Raw genomic sequence first — 13,192 nt, 5'->3', positions numbered from 1 at the left:
CCCACCCACTAGGTAACAGTTACAGTATAAATAAAGGACGCCAATGCCCGAAGCTTTTGAACAAGACTACCCACTACAACAACTAAAACAAGTGACTAAGTCACTTAATAGTGGTCAGTTTGTTCAAGTTAGGCGCATGCTCGCAAAAACAGCACCATGTGATACTGCATTATTATTAGAATCATCTCCACACAAAATTCGTCGCTTGCTATGGCAGTTAGTTGATCCTGATGTTCAAGGTGATGTGCTCGAAGAATTATCAGAAGACGTGCGCCTGGGCATTATTGCCCAAATGGAACCTGAGCACATTGCTGCTGCCACTGAAGACATGGGTCACGATGACCTAGGTGAAGTATTACGTAGTTTGCCTGACACCGTTTATCAAGACGTTGTTAGCGCCATGGACACCCAAGATAGAGAACGCGCAACACAAGCGCTATCTTATCAAGAGCGCTCTGCCGGCGCACTCATGAACACCGATACGGTAACTATTCGCCCAGATGTGACCATTGATGTCGTACTACGTTACATTCGACTTCGCGGAGAGTTACCTGAAGGCACTGACGACCTGTATGTGGTTGATAAGCATAACTGCTTTATTGGTGCTTTATCGCTGAGTACATTGCTAACTAATCCACCAGAAAAAATTGTTCGCGATTTAATGGATGAAGAATGTGAGTCAATTCCAATTTCAATGGATGAAAGTGAAGTCGCACAACTGTTTGAGCGCCATAATTGGATCTCGGCCCCAGTTGTTGATGACAACGATCAGCTACTTGGTCGTGTCACGATCGATGATATTGTTGACGTAATTCGTGAAGACGCCGAACATAGTTTACTGAGTTTGGCGGGCCTTGATGATGAAGAAGATACCTTTGCTCCTGTCTTAAAAAGCTCTAAAAAACGCTCAGTATGGTTAGGAGTTAACTTATTAACCGCGCTTGCGGCCGCCTTTGTAGCCAGTTTTTTTGAAAGCACACTCGATATTTTACCCATTTTAGCAGTGCTTAATGGCATCGTTCCTTCTATGGGCGGTGTTGCTGGTAGTCAATCACTTACACTTGTTATTCGTGGTATAGCTGTTGGTCATATAAATCAAACCAACCAACGCTTTTTAATGATGAAAGAACTCGCTATTGGAGCACTCAATGGCATTTTGTGGTCATTGTTGATAGCGGGTGTCATTGCACTTTGGCAGTGGGATTTTATGCTCGGCGGCGTACTCGCTTTTGCCATGTTTATGAACTTAGTTGTGGCAGGGGTTGCTGGTGCAAGTATTCCAATTTTACTTAAAAAAATGAATATAGACCCTGCACTTGCAGGCAGTGTAGTGCTAACAACAGTGACAGATATTGTGGGTATTTTTGCCTTTTTAGGCACCGCCACTTGGCTGTTAATATAAATTTAAAAGCTGTTATAAAAAACGCGCAGTTAATTTATAGCTGCGCGTTTTTATTGTCTCGGTAATAACTATCTGGCTTTTTGCCTATTTCCACCCACTTTAGGTTTTGTATTAGCCTTTTTAAATTGGCTAAATCCCGTATGACGTGTAAGCGCTGGGCGAGCCCCTTTACGGCCTTTATTAACGGTTTTACCCGCTTTTTCATCGCGGCCTTCTTCTGGCACTAAACAGTTTGGCCCTTTGCCAATTAGGTTAGCTTTACCCATTTTGCGAAGTGCTTCACGTATCATTGGCCAGCCCGATGCATCATGGTAGCGCAAAATAGCTTTGTGTAATCTGCGCTGGCGTGCTCCTTTTGGCACTGGCACTACTTCACTATTATTCTTGATATTACGCAGTGAGTTCATCTCTGTATGGTAAATAGTGGTCGCATTGGCCATTGGGGATGGGTAAAAGTTTTGCACTTGATCCAACTTAAAGTCGTTAGACTTAAGCCATAAAGCCATGTTTACCATATCTTCGTCTTTAGTTCCTGGGTGCGCAGAAATAAAATACGGAATTAAATACTGCTTTTTACCCGCTTCTTTCGAGTACTTATCAAATAATTCTTTAAATTGATCGTAAGCACCCATGCCTGGCTTCATCATTTTTGATAATGGACCGTCTTCAGTATGCTCTGGCGCTATTTTTAGATACCCGCCCACATGATGTGTCACCAGCTCTTTAACATAGCGAGGATCGCGTACAGCAAGGTCATAGCGAACGCCCGAAGCGATAAGAACTTTTTTAATGCCTTTTACATCACGTGCTTTTTTGTATAAATCGATTGTTGGCGTGTGATCCGTGTCCATATGCTTACAAATATCAGGGTATACGCACGATAAGCGTCGGCAGGTACTTTCTGCTTTTTTGCTTGTACAACGTAATTTGTACATGTTGGCCGTTGGCCCACCTAAATCGGAAATAACGCCAGTAAAACCAGGCACTTTATCTCTGATCTGTTCAATTTCTTCAATAATGGACTCTTGCGAGCGGCTTTGAATAATTCGCCCTTCGTGCTCTGTAATCGAACAGAATGAACACCCACCAAAACAGCCGCGCATAATATTCACCGACGTTTTTATCATGTCGTAAGCAGGTATTTTAGCGTCGCCATAACGTGGATGAGGAATTCGTTGATAAGGTAATCCAAATACCGCATCCATTTCATGTGTTTCTAAAGGATAAGCCGGTGGATTCACCCAAATAGAGCGATCGCCATGACGCTGGAACAAAGCTCTTGCACAACCAGGGTTAGTTTCTTGGTGTAATATCCTTGAGGCATGCGCGTATAAAGGTTTGTTAACACTTACTTGCTCGTACGCTGGAAGTTTAACATACGTTTTTTCCCATGGCTTAGGACGCGCTGGCTGCACGGTAATAGGCTTTGCAGCTTCTGCTTTTAAATCAATACCTGCTTGTTTAAACTCAGACTTGCTACAGCCAACATCATCGGCTCCGTAAGGGTTTGGAATGGGGTCTATTTTACCTATTTTATCAATAGCTGTTGAATCACTCCCCCGCCAGCCCGGCAAAGGTTCTTTACGAATCACAGCGGTACCACGAATGTCTTGAATCGTATCCATCGTTTCACCACCGGCAATACGGTGGGCAACTTCTACTAATGGGCGCTCAGCATTTCCGTAAATCAATATATCGGCTTTTGAGTCAAACAAAATGCTACGGCGCACTTTTTCTTGCCAATAATCATAATGGGCTATCCTGCGAAGGCTGGCCTCAATACCGCCAATAACAATAGGAATACCTTTGTATGCTTCACGACACTTCTGAGAGTAAATCATCACCGCTCGATCCGGGCGTTTACCACCTACGTTGTCTGGTGTATAAGCATCATCGTGGCGCATACGCTTTTCAGCTGTGTAACGGTTAATCATTGAGTCCATGTTACCAGCAGTTACACCAAAAAATAGGTTTGGCCTGCCAAGCTCCATAAATGCGTCTTTTGTATCCCATTTGGGCTGAGCAATAATACCTACTCTAAAACCTTGCGCTTCGAGCACACGTCCGATTACTGCCATCCCAAAGCTTGGGTGGTCAACATACGCATCACCACTAATTATTATTATGTCGCAGCTATCCCAGCCAAGTGCATCCATCTCTTCGCGTGATGTAGGTAAAAATGGTGCAGTGCCGTAACACTCAGCCCAATACTTGGGGTAAGAGAATAAGGCGCGCTTAGCTTTGAGTGTGCTCATAAATGTGACCGTAGAATAACAAAAGGCGCAAATTATACATCATAGACTTGTTTATATATACAACATTACAACGTATGAAATACCTTTAACACTAAGCCTATAACTATCTATGTTTTTCGTTTACTAATGAACTCTAATAACTTGTTTTCAGGCATAGGTTTAGCATACATAAACCCTTGTACTTCATCGCATCCTAAGTCTTTTAAAAACTTAGCTTGTTCCTGCGTTTCAACACCCTCTGCTATTGTTTTTAAACCTAACTTTGCACCTAACGATATTACTAATCCAGCAACGGCACCGGTATCACCATTATTAAGATCTTTAATAAACGACCTATCAATCTTTAGTCTATCGATAGGAAGGCTTTGTATATAACTTAATGAAGAAAACCCTGTGCCAAAGTCATCAATAGCAACTTCAATACCCAACGCCTTAAGCTCCCTCAGAGTATTAATAACCGTGTCTAATTCATCCATTACTACGCTTTCAGTGACTTCAAGCTCAATGTTTTTTGGGTCCACACCGTATTTTAGTAAGGTATTTTTTACTGTTTGCGCATACCCTTTAACTTTAAACTGCGGAACCGACACGTTAACAGCAATACATATTTCAGTTCCTTCATTTTCTAATCGCTTTTGCTGTTGGCACGCTTGCTCTAACACCCACTGCCCTATATCAACGATGAGTCCAGCGTCTTCAGCTAAAGGTATGAACACTGCGGGTGAAATGTAGGTGCCATTTTCCAACGGCCAGCGTAAAAGAGCTTCGCAACCAATTAATGACAAATCATCAAACGATAACTGCGGTTGGTACCATACTTCGAGCTTCCCTCTGGCAAAATCATGGCGCAGCTGTCTAATTAAACCTAATCGCCACTCCATTTTTTCTTGCATATCAATACTGTAATAAACACCTTCCTTGTGCTTTATTTTTTTAGCATGATTTAAAGCAATATAAGCCACTTTTAATGTTTCTAAACCAGAGCCTTGAAAGTCTTGCTGTTGGCATAAGCCAATTCTAAAATCGATGGGTAACACATGTTCCGCAGCAGAAAACGACGGACTTAACTTTTCATTAAAATCAGTTAAAACAAATTCACTTTTTGGGATTAAAAAACCAAATACATCAGCACCTACACGAGAGAGTAATTGAGCTGTGGGGACAATTGCTCTCAAACGCTCAACAATAGCAATAAGTAGCTTATTACCTACATCTTGCCCTAAGCCATCATTTATATCTGAGAAGTTAATAACGTCTAACAAAACAAACACATATTTGTTTTCACTGACGTTTTGAAAATCATCTATGCGCTCAATAAAATCAGTTCTATTTGAAATACCAGTGAGTAGGTCTTTATAAGCTGCATCTCTTAGCTTTACAAACAACCGTATATTATCGAGCGCAATACTAATATTAGTTAAAAATATTTCAGCAAACTGCAGTTGAATATCTGTCGGTGCTCCACCACTCTCAATATATAAAGCAGCTTTGCGGTGCTTACTTTTTAAAATAAAGGTGATGCTGTTATCTGTATATTGATGAGTGAGTTGTCCAAAACAGGCCTCAACCTGAGATAACGCAGTTTGGTTAACATTAACTAATTTTTCACCAAAATATTCTTCGTACTTTTCACACCCGCCCAGAACCTGAATAAAATTTTCACCATCAAGCTTGGTACAAATTAATCCGTTAGATTTACAACCTAAAATAACCCCCATAAATTCAAGTGCTTTATTGCACAATACTTTTACATCTGTTTGCCCCAAAATGTATTTAGAGGCAGATAAAATAGTATTCATCGCTTGCGCTTGATACTCAAGTAGGCATATCTGTTCGTAAGAACGAATAGCAGCAATAAGCGTTGTCACAAGTTTTGAGCGTGTCAGCTCTGTTTTAGTTTTGTAATCGTTTATATCGTATTCACGAATAACTTTTTCTTCGGGGATATTAGCGGCTTGGCCCGTACGTAAAATAATGCGAACGCGTTTGTTATTAAGAGTGTCTCTGACATGTTTAACCACCTGAAAGCCGGCATCGTCAGTTTCCATAATAACGTCTAAAAAAATAACAGATATATCATTGGGCTGAGTAAGTATATTTTTGGCCTCAGCGCCAGAATATGCGTGATGAAACCTAAGCCTAGCACCACCATACTCTAGTCCAGATAATGCGAGCTTTGTAACCGTATGAATTTCTTCGTCGTCGTCTACAATTAAAATATCCCAATATCGAGATGGCTCAACAACTATTTCGTCGTCTTGCTGTGGGTCTAAAAATAGAAAATCATTTTGTTCAGACGACATATTTACCCTTTTTCTGGTACTGCTTAATGCTTAAATATTCTAACGTAATGTTTAAAAAGCTATAAATTTAGTTTTTGGCTTATGATCTAATTCATACTATAGTCGATTAACAAAAAGTTGTTACATATATAGTTAAAAAAACTACCAAAGGTATGGTTATTAAATTATTAAAAGTACTGTTCAAATATGTATTAGTTTTACTACTTATAATAGTCGTAGTCGGATTACTGCTGCCACAAGATTATCGTGTAAGTAAACACGTAGAAATTAATGCCAATACCAGTACAATAAAAACACTTGTTGCCGACTTTAACCAATGGCACACATGGTCACCTTGGCAGCAAGTAGACCCCACCATTGAGTTTATTGTTAATGAACCTGGTGCTGGTGTAGGCGCTCATCAATCATGGATAGGAAAATGGGGATATGGTGAAATGACTATAACCTCCCTAAGTGATGATGAAATGTCGTTCAACATATTGCTAAATAATGAACACATTATTGAAGGCACACTCACATTTTCACCGCAGGCAAATGCCAATATCGTGACCTGTTATATTGAGGGACAATCAACGACTCTTCTCATTTCAGGCTATATGGCACTCGTATATGAGTATATTTTAAATAACACTCTAGAGCTTGGGTTAAATAATTTAAAAACCGTAGCACAATTAAGCGATATACAAAGCGTAGCAAATAGCCATGACAGTAAAAACAGCACAAGCACGGATTAATCTAGCTAATATAATAGAATCGTTACTTGGCTACCCTGTGACTAAGGTGCCCAACAACGACACTTCGCCATCATCAGAACAAAGTTACAATACAAAAGGGCAAGTAAAACCGCAGTACCATATAAATAGCGAACACCCTTTGCTGACTCGCGCAAAGCAAAGACAAGATTTACTGGCTATTAAGCGCCAACAAAATATAGAAGCTATCTTAACCAAAGCAATGGAGTTTTGCCCCGATGTAGCTAGCAATAAACACCCTGATGCAGATTGGGTTGAACACTTTATTGCTTTATGTGAGGACACCTCAAATAGCTCTATGCAAGCATTGTGGGCAAAAATTTTAACCGGTGAAACATTAAGCCCGGGGACTTTTTCAATTAAAAGCTTACAAACACTAAAACACATGACTCAGCGCGAAGCCGACTCTTTGCAAAAATGCGTGTCTTTGTCAGGTTATAATGAAAAAGACGATAGCCACTTTATTTTACTTGGCTTTTATAAAAAACCGTCTTTATTTGACCTACTTCGTAAGGGAAATAAAGTGTCATTAAATTTAGGTAAAACAGGAATAGGCTTTCCTGATATTTTAACTTTAATGGATTTGAATTTGCTTTACAGAAAAGAAATCGAATCTGCGGTGCTTAAAGCTGGCCAAGAACTCACTTTGTCGTTTTTATCTCAAAAGGTGACGCTTAAAGCAAAAAATAGTGATTTGGTTTTAAGCTATTACAAATTCACACAAACCGGCGATGAACTATCTAAACTCATACGATTTCCTGTAAATAAAGTATATAAGCAGCTGGTAAACACGGCACTAGAGGGAGAGTTTGATTTAGCGTGGCATACTACAAAATAGGACGCCACGCTTTGTTCAATTAGAAGGCACTAATTAAAAATGAACCTGAATACCTGCAAACGGACCCGATGCGTCAATATCAGTAGTAATATCATCAATATCGTCAAGCTCTAATACCATTGATCGGTAACCCGCTTTAACAGCAATATCTACAGCTAAGTTATCTACAAGTTCCCAAGCAACACCTACTTGATAATCTTGAACTTTACTATCGTCAATTGCCAAAAGGCTGCCTTCAAAAAACACACTTAAACCTGTAAGTGGTAAGCCTGCTTCTGCACGCGCGTATGCAAGTGGCACAAAACCAGAAAACTCAACCGTTTCAGTAAAGTTTGCGCCACCATCTTGCGTTGTACCATTAACAATGATGTCACCGTCAAACTGCTTTGCGTTTAGACCTAAATCAATAGAAATCAGGTCATTATCAAATATTTCGTAATACAAAATGTAATCTACATGCGTTAAATCGCTTACAGAATTAACGGTTGTACCCACTACGTAGTCTGAACCATTAAAGCTAAACGTATCATTTAGTACAGTAGAGCCATTTAGCTCAAGTTCTGTATACTTTAATTTAAGATTAGGTACTAATGGCACCGGATGCTCAAGCGCGGCGTAATAGCTTATGTATGTTTCATCTTCAAAGTTAAAATCTTGAGGTGCATTTGCTTTGTAAGAAAGCTGACCTTCATTATCCGACTGCCAACCATCAACACCTACATACAAACCTAATAGGGTATCAGCCTGAGCTACAGGTGCTAAACATGCCATAGATAAGGCAGCTGCTAAACAATACTTTTTCATTTTTTATCCTTGCGCTAATAGTTCGCTAAGTTCGATTAAAGCCGCGTTGGCTCTAGAAATATAATTTGCCATAACAAGAGAATGATTAGCAACATAGCCAAAACCATTTCCGTTTAAAATTAGTGGGCTCCATACAGTTTCTTGCGTGGCCTCAAGTTCACGAATGATTTGCTGTAAGCTGACGCGTGCGTTTTTCTTTTCAAGTACATCGTTAAAGTCATACTCTACGGCTTGTAAAAAATGCAGTAACGCCCACGTTGCACCACGAGATTCATAAAACACATCATCTATATCAAGCCATGGTGTTCTTACTTGCTGCTGCAATGGAGCAAGCGTTGCTTGCTTATTTGAAGAATTACCAGCTAAGTCAGTATTAACTTTATCTTGCCCAACACTTGCACTTAAACGCTGACTTAGACTGCCTAAACGTTTTTCAGCTTCTTTTAACCAACTACGTAAGTTATCAGCGCGGGCATAAAACTGACTATCGCGCTCATGCTGATGAGCCATTTGCGTACGGTAAACAATTAAGTAATCAATCCCTTTTTGGTACTCGCCCTCAGCACTTGGCCACGCCCAAGCTTCAGAACTTATATTAAATTGAGGTTGTGCTTTTTTAAGCGCTTCGTGTTCAGTTGATTGCGATTGAGAGCGGCTAAAATCTTTTCTCATAGAAAGTGATAAATCACGAACCATTTCAAGTGCGCCATATTCCCAAGCAGGCATATCATCCATAATAATGCTAGGTGGTATAACGTCGTTTGATAAATATCCGCCTGGCTTATCAAGCAGCGTATTTGCAACAGTGATAAGTGTTGATGTAGTAATGTAACCCGTCACCATCGTTTCATTTCGAAGTTGTGCTTGCTCTTTTGCACTTTCAACCACATCAAAACGTGAAGGCTCAGTACTCCAGTAAACGGCAATGGCGTAAAATATAATAAGCAGTATAACTATAATGCCTGCTATTTTTCCTTTGTGTTGCGACATGTAAACTCCTAGTGATGAGAATGTTGTGCTGACGACTTAGCTTTATTTATTTGCGACTCTAGCGTAACCACCTCAATATTTGTAAATAAGCGATTACCATCACTAAAATATAGCGTTAGTTTGCGTTCTTGCCCTGCTTTTAAAGGCTCTTGTGGCTCAAATACCATTAAATGATAGCCTCCAGGCTGAAAATCGACACTTTCATGCGCTTTCACAATGACCGATTCGACCTTTTGCATTTTCATCATACCATCAACATGTGCATGCTCATGTATTTCAACACGTGCTAGTCCGTCAATACTGGCCTTTGTTAATATTGCATTTGTACCACTATGATTGGAAATAGTTAAGTAGGCGGCACTTGCCTTACCGCCAGGTAAGAACTCTCTAACTTGCGCGTTACTTACTTCAAGTTGTGCGGTATCGGCTGAATGGTTATGGCCAGAGTGCGCAGCCAAAGATGACGAAAAAAAACTAAAAGCCAATGCAGACACAAAAGATAAACACAATTTTGTCATCATTTTAATCCTTGTAAAAACGTAATATCACACGTTAAATTTAACATAGTTAACGGGGAATAGTGAGTTAAATTAAGGATTAAGAAACCACTTTTTTGTTATCAGCCACTAACCAGCACAATACGGCAATAAATAATAATGGCCATGCAATCATCACTGAGCCAAATAGCAAAGCCAAAACAGTACCAATAACAGCCACTGCTGCTGCACCAATCAAACCTAAAGTCACTAACGCAGCAATTGCGGCAACGGCTACAATGGCTATAAGTACACTCACTAATTCAACACCAACCCAGCTCATATCTGCAATCCACAATGGAAACTGCCACGTGTCAAAGTTTAAAAATGAGAATGAGTTAGTAAAAAACACCAAATAAATGAGTATACAAACAGCTATAGCTTTCATTTTAAAATTCCTTAATATGCTTTTCTTCTAAACAGCAATGCGCAATAAAATAACTAAGCGCAACTACAAACGGAAAACTTAAAAACAGTAAAATAGTAACCAAACGAGTTGCCCACACCGGAAAATCTAATCGGTAAGCTAAGCCACTACATACGCCAGATATCTTTTTATTTAGCGTGTCTTTAAACCAACCACGCTGATGATTAAATCGACTCATAATTCCTCCTAGGCGCTTTGTTTAGAACTAACATTTAAGCGTGCTTTTAAACTAGCCAGCTCTGTATCAATTTTTTCGTTTTTAACAAGTGACTCGATTTGAGTTGCCGTCGAATTAGCTTTATCAGTTAACTCATACGCCTCGACTTGTGCTTCAATACTCTCAACACGTTGCTCTATTTGCTCAAAACGAGAGAGTGCATGAGTTACTTTATCGCTATTTAACTGAGTATTTATATGCGACCTGGCAACGGCTACATCATGGCGCTGCGCTAGTTGAGCTTGCTTTGTTTTTGCCTCTGCTATTTTTTGTTGAAGGCGTTCACAGTCAGATCTAATTTTTAATAAAGACTCTTGTAAAGTCTCACGTTGAGCTTGTTTCTTTTCAATGCTTTCGCTTACAGCTTGTTTAGAAATGAGTGCTGACTTTGCAAGATCATCACGTCCTTTTTCAATTGCTAACTCAGCTTTAGATTGCCATGTCGCAAGCTCTACTTTTTTAGTATCAAGGTGGCGGTTAATTGCTTTTTCTTCACATAAAAGCGCAGCTGCTGTGCTTCGGCATTCGTTTAATGCATCCTGCATATCGTTAAGTATTAAGTTAACAAGTTTTTGAGGATCTTCAGCTTTATCAAGCATTGCCACTATATTTGATTGAATAACATCGTTTACGCGAGTAACTATTCCCATTGTATTCTCCTGTTGATTTTTAATTGATTACAACAAGTAGATTCCAAGAGTTATGCCAAGTCACTTTATATTAATAAAAGAAGCTTATTATCAATGGGTTGAAATAAAAAAGATAACATTAAAATGACCACACACTGAATAGCGCTAAGTATAATTAGCCAATAAATTATGTTTTTGACTAATTTTTAGGATCAAAAAAAGCCACTGTATAAGTGGCTTTATATGTTACGTTTGAAAAAATTACTCGGGGACAAAACTAAGTGCTTTATCCATTACAGATAAATCAGCCTGCTTACCATGGCCATTCTCTGAAAGGTGACGTCTAAAGCCACGCGCACCAGGTTGCCCCTGAAAAATACCCAGCATATGACGTGCAACATGCCAAAAATTAGCGCCTAATCGCATTTCTTCTTCAATATAATCATACATAGAGCGCACAACATCATGACGGGTTTGCGTGTTAGCTGTATCGCCGTAAATTTTTTCATCAACCTCGTTAAGCATAAACGGATTACTGTAGGCCTCGCGCCCAACCATAACCCCATCAATGTATTTAAGATGCTCTAGACTTTGTTCAATCGTTTTCACGCCGCCATTAATACTTAAATCGAGTTGCGGATAATCTTTCTTAAGTTGATATACACGCGGGTAATCAAGTGGCGGGACTTCACGGTTTTCTTTAGGGCTTAAACCATTTAGCCATGCTTTGCGCGCATGAATAATAAAGTCATCACAGCCTACTTTATGACTTGCTTCAATTAACGCACATAAAAACTCATACGAATCTTGCTCGTCTATACCAATGCGCGTTTTAACAGTCACCGGAATACTAACTTCATTTTTCATTGCCGCAACGCACTGAGCAACCAATTCGGGTTCGGCCATTAAACACGCACCAAAGCGACCATTTTGAACCCGATCTGACGGGCAGCCTACATTTAGATTAATTTCATCATAACCACGCTCCCCGGCAAGCTTCGCACATTTTGCCAATGCCTCAGGGTCAGAACCACCCAATTGCAATGCAACAGGTCCCTCATGCTGGTTAAAATGCAAGTAGTCGCCACGGCCAAACAAAATAGCGCCCGTAGTGATCATTTCTGTATATAGCACGGTGTGCTTTGTCATTTTACGATGAAAAGTACGACAATGACGGTCAGTCCAATCAAGCATTGGGGCGACAGAAAAGCGTCTGTTTAAAGTTGGTTTATCCAAAATATATTCATCCAAATGTAAAACCCTAGTGGGTATAAAAGCAAGGCGTTTAAAGGAGGCGCATTTTACACAAAACCCCGACTAGCAGCAATATTAGCTATATACCTGCAAACCAAAGTAATGCGCTATACCATTTAAAATATTAGTTACTGCAACAGAGCTTAAAATAAGTCCCATTATTCTACTTATGATACTCGCGCCACTATCGCCAATAACTTTATGCACATGTGTTGCAAGTAAAAGTAATATGAGTACCAAAGTCAAAACAGCAAGCATCATCGAGGACGTCATCAGTTGCTCAATCCAGGTAAACTCTTCATTACGCGTCATAAGCACAGCACCTAACATAGCGCCTGGGCTCGCGATTGAAGGAATAGCCAATGGAAAGATGGCTGTTTCAGTGCTGTCACGTACGCTTTTTATTTCTGTTTCGGGTTTGCTTTCACCAAAAATCATCGACAGTGCAAAAAGCAGTAGCACTATGCCGCCCGCAATTTGAAAAGCCGACAATGGAATTTCAATCGCATTTAATAAAAGCTCACCAGCTACAACAAAAAATAGCAGCACAACAGCCGATACCCCAACGGCCTTAAAGATGACTTTGCGCTTAAATTTATCATCTTCTCCTCGGGTTACTGCGATAAATACAGGTACAGTTCCTATTGGGTCTATCACCGCAAAAAAGAAGATAAAAATGGCTAATAATTCGTTCATTTCGGGGTTTCCTAAATAAAAAGCGCCTAATAAAAACACTGCAACTACAACACAGTATGTTAGTATATCATGGTAGCGTAAGGATAAGA

At 39.8% G+C, this 13,192-nt stretch carries 13 protein-coding genes; 3 read left to right on the top strand and 10 right to left on the bottom strand.

The annotated features are described in order from the left end of the window. Positions 1-43: 43 nt before the first annotated feature. Positions 44-1,402, top strand: a complete 1,359-nt coding sequence (mgtE, locus tag ATS72_RS13945; protein WP_006792092.1) for a magnesium transporter — start codon at positions 44-46, stop codon at positions 1,400-1,402. Between the two features lie 68 nt (positions 1,403-1,470). Here mgtE and ATS72_RS13940 read toward each other — a convergent pair whose 3' ends face one another. Together ATS72_RS13940 and ATS72_RS13935 are read right to left on the bottom strand one after the other, a co-directional pair. Continuing rightward, positions 1,471-3,657, bottom strand: coding sequence for a YgiQ family radical SAM protein (locus tag ATS72_RS13940; RefSeq protein WP_006792091.1), 2,187 nt, complete (start codon positions 3,655-3,657; stop codon positions 1,471-1,473). A gap of 107 nt (positions 3,658-3,764) precedes the next feature. After that, positions 3,765-5,960: a bifunctional diguanylate cyclase/phosphodiesterase gene (locus ATS72_RS13935; protein ID WP_058428334.1), complete on the bottom strand. Its 2,196-nt coding sequence runs from the start codon at positions 5,958-5,960 to the stop codon at positions 3,765-3,767. Between the two features lie 152 nt (positions 5,961-6,112). Here ATS72_RS13935 and ATS72_RS13930 point away from each other — a divergent pair, with 152 nt between their 5' ends. Together ATS72_RS13930 and ATS72_RS13925 are read left to right on the top strand one after the other, a co-directional pair. Then, positions 6,113-6,694, top strand: coding sequence for an SRPBCC family protein (locus ATS72_RS13930; RefSeq protein ID WP_039036365.1), 582 nt, complete (start codon positions 6,113-6,115; stop codon positions 6,692-6,694). Then, complete coding sequence (locus ATS72_RS13925) at positions 6,663-7,550, top strand: TIGR03899 family protein (protein WP_039036364.1); 888 nt, start codon at positions 6,663-6,665, stop codon at positions 7,548-7,550. Before ATS72_RS13930 ends, ATS72_RS13925 begins: the two co-directional genes overlap by 32 nt. Before the next feature lie 33 nt (positions 7,551-7,583). On the opposite strand, the gene ATS72_RS13920 is transcribed toward ATS72_RS13925, so the two are convergent. The 8 genes from ATS72_RS13920 to ATS72_RS13885 all read right to left on the bottom strand — a co-directional run bounded on the left by ATS72_RS13920 (position 7,584) and on the right by ATS72_RS13885 (position 13,103). Then, entirely contained in the window at positions 7,584-8,354 is a 771-nt protein-coding gene (locus ATS72_RS13920) for a TIGR04219 family outer membrane beta-barrel protein (protein ID WP_006792087.1), read from the bottom strand. A 3-nt stretch (positions 8,355-8,357) separates the two neighbouring features. After that, positions 8,358-9,344, bottom strand: a complete 987-nt coding sequence (locus ATS72_RS13915; RefSeq protein WP_010555652.1) for a DUF2333 family protein — start codon at positions 9,342-9,344, stop codon at positions 8,358-8,360. Between the two features lie 8 nt (positions 9,345-9,352). Then, positions 9,353-9,862 carry a copper chaperone PCu(A)C gene (locus ATS72_RS13910; RefSeq protein ID WP_082014408.1) on the bottom strand — a complete coding sequence of 170 codons (510 nt, stop codon included), beginning with the start codon at positions 9,860-9,862 and terminating at the stop codon, positions 9,353-9,355. A gap of 79 nt (positions 9,863-9,941) precedes the next feature. After that, positions 9,942-10,268, bottom strand: coding sequence for a hypothetical protein (locus tag ATS72_RS13905; RefSeq protein ID WP_008130274.1), 327 nt, complete (start codon positions 10,266-10,268; stop codon positions 9,942-9,944). A 1-nt stretch (position 10,269) separates the two neighbouring features. Beyond that, positions 10,270-10,485 carry a PspC domain-containing protein gene (locus ATS72_RS13900; RefSeq protein WP_008130273.1) on the bottom strand — a complete coding sequence of 72 codons (216 nt, stop codon included), beginning with the start codon at positions 10,483-10,485 and terminating at the stop codon, positions 10,270-10,272. An 8-nt stretch (positions 10,486-10,493) separates the two neighbouring features. After that, on the bottom strand, positions 10,494-11,174 hold the full coding sequence (locus tag ATS72_RS13895) for a PspA/IM30 family protein (protein WP_058428333.1): 681 nt from the start codon (positions 11,172-11,174) through the stop codon (positions 10,494-10,496). A 240-nt stretch (positions 11,175-11,414) separates the two neighbouring features. After that, complete coding sequence (gene dusA, locus ATS72_RS13890; protein ID WP_058429140.1) at positions 11,415-12,347, bottom strand: tRNA dihydrouridine(20/20a) synthase DusA; 933 nt, start codon at positions 12,345-12,347, stop codon at positions 11,415-11,417. A gap of 135 nt (positions 12,348-12,482) precedes the next feature. After that, positions 12,483-13,103, bottom strand: a complete 621-nt coding sequence (locus ATS72_RS13885) for a MarC family protein (protein ID WP_058428332.1) — start codon at positions 13,101-13,103, stop codon at positions 12,483-12,485. Between the last annotated feature and the right edge of the window lie 89 nt (positions 13,104-13,192).

This window comes from Pseudoalteromonas sp. 13-15, from assembly GCF_001468205.2.
GTDB classification, from domain to species: Bacteria; Pseudomonadota; Gammaproteobacteria; order Enterobacterales; family Alteromonadaceae; genus Pseudoalteromonas; species Pseudoalteromonas marina.
This window is presented reverse-complemented; position numbering and strand designations above follow the sequence as displayed.

Coding starts and splice junctions, on each gene's coding strand:
- ATS72_RS13915 (WP_010555652.1), bottom strand. CDS start 9,344: ATGTCGCAACACAAAGGAAAAATAGCAGGCATTATAGTTATACTGCTT.
- ATS72_RS13910 (WP_082014408.1), bottom strand. CDS start 9,862: ATGACAAAATTGTGTTTATCTTTTGTGTCTGCATTGGCTTTTAGTTTT.
- ATS72_RS13930 (WP_039036365.1), top strand. CDS start 6,113: ATGGTTATTAAATTATTAAAAGTACTGTTCAAATATGTATTAGTTTTA.
- ATS72_RS13925 (WP_039036364.1), top strand. CDS start 6,663: ATGACAGTAAAAACAGCACAAGCACGGATTAATCTAGCTAATATAATA.
- ATS72_RS13935 (WP_058428334.1), bottom strand. CDS start 5,960: ATGTCGTCTGAACAAAATGATTTTCTATTTTTAGACCCACAGCAAGAC.
- ATS72_RS13895 (WP_058428333.1), bottom strand. CDS start 11,174: ATGGGAATAGTTACTCGCGTAAACGATGTTATTCAATCAAATATAGTG.
- ATS72_RS13920 (WP_006792087.1), bottom strand. CDS start 8,354: ATGAAAAAGTATTGTTTAGCAGCTGCCTTATCTATGGCATGTTTAGCA.
- dusA (WP_058429140.1), bottom strand. CDS start 12,347: ATGCTTGATTGGACTGACCGTCATTGTCGTACTTTTCATCGTAAAATG.
- ATS72_RS13940 (WP_006792091.1), bottom strand. CDS start 3,657: ATGAGCACACTCAAAGCTAAGCGCGCCTTATTCTCTTACCCCAAGTAT.
- ATS72_RS13905 (WP_008130274.1), bottom strand. CDS start 10,268: ATGAAAGCTATAGCTGTTTGTATACTCATTTATTTGGTGTTTTTTACT.
- ATS72_RS13900 (WP_008130273.1), bottom strand. CDS start 10,485: ATGAGTCGATTTAATCATCAGCGTGGTTGGTTTAAAGACACGCTAAAT.
- mgtE (WP_006792092.1), top strand. CDS start 44: ATGCCCGAAGCTTTTGAACAAGACTACCCACTACAACAACTAAAACAA.
- ATS72_RS13885 (WP_058428332.1), bottom strand. CDS start 13,103: ATGAACGAATTATTAGCCATTTTTATCTTCTTTTTTGCGGTGATAGAC.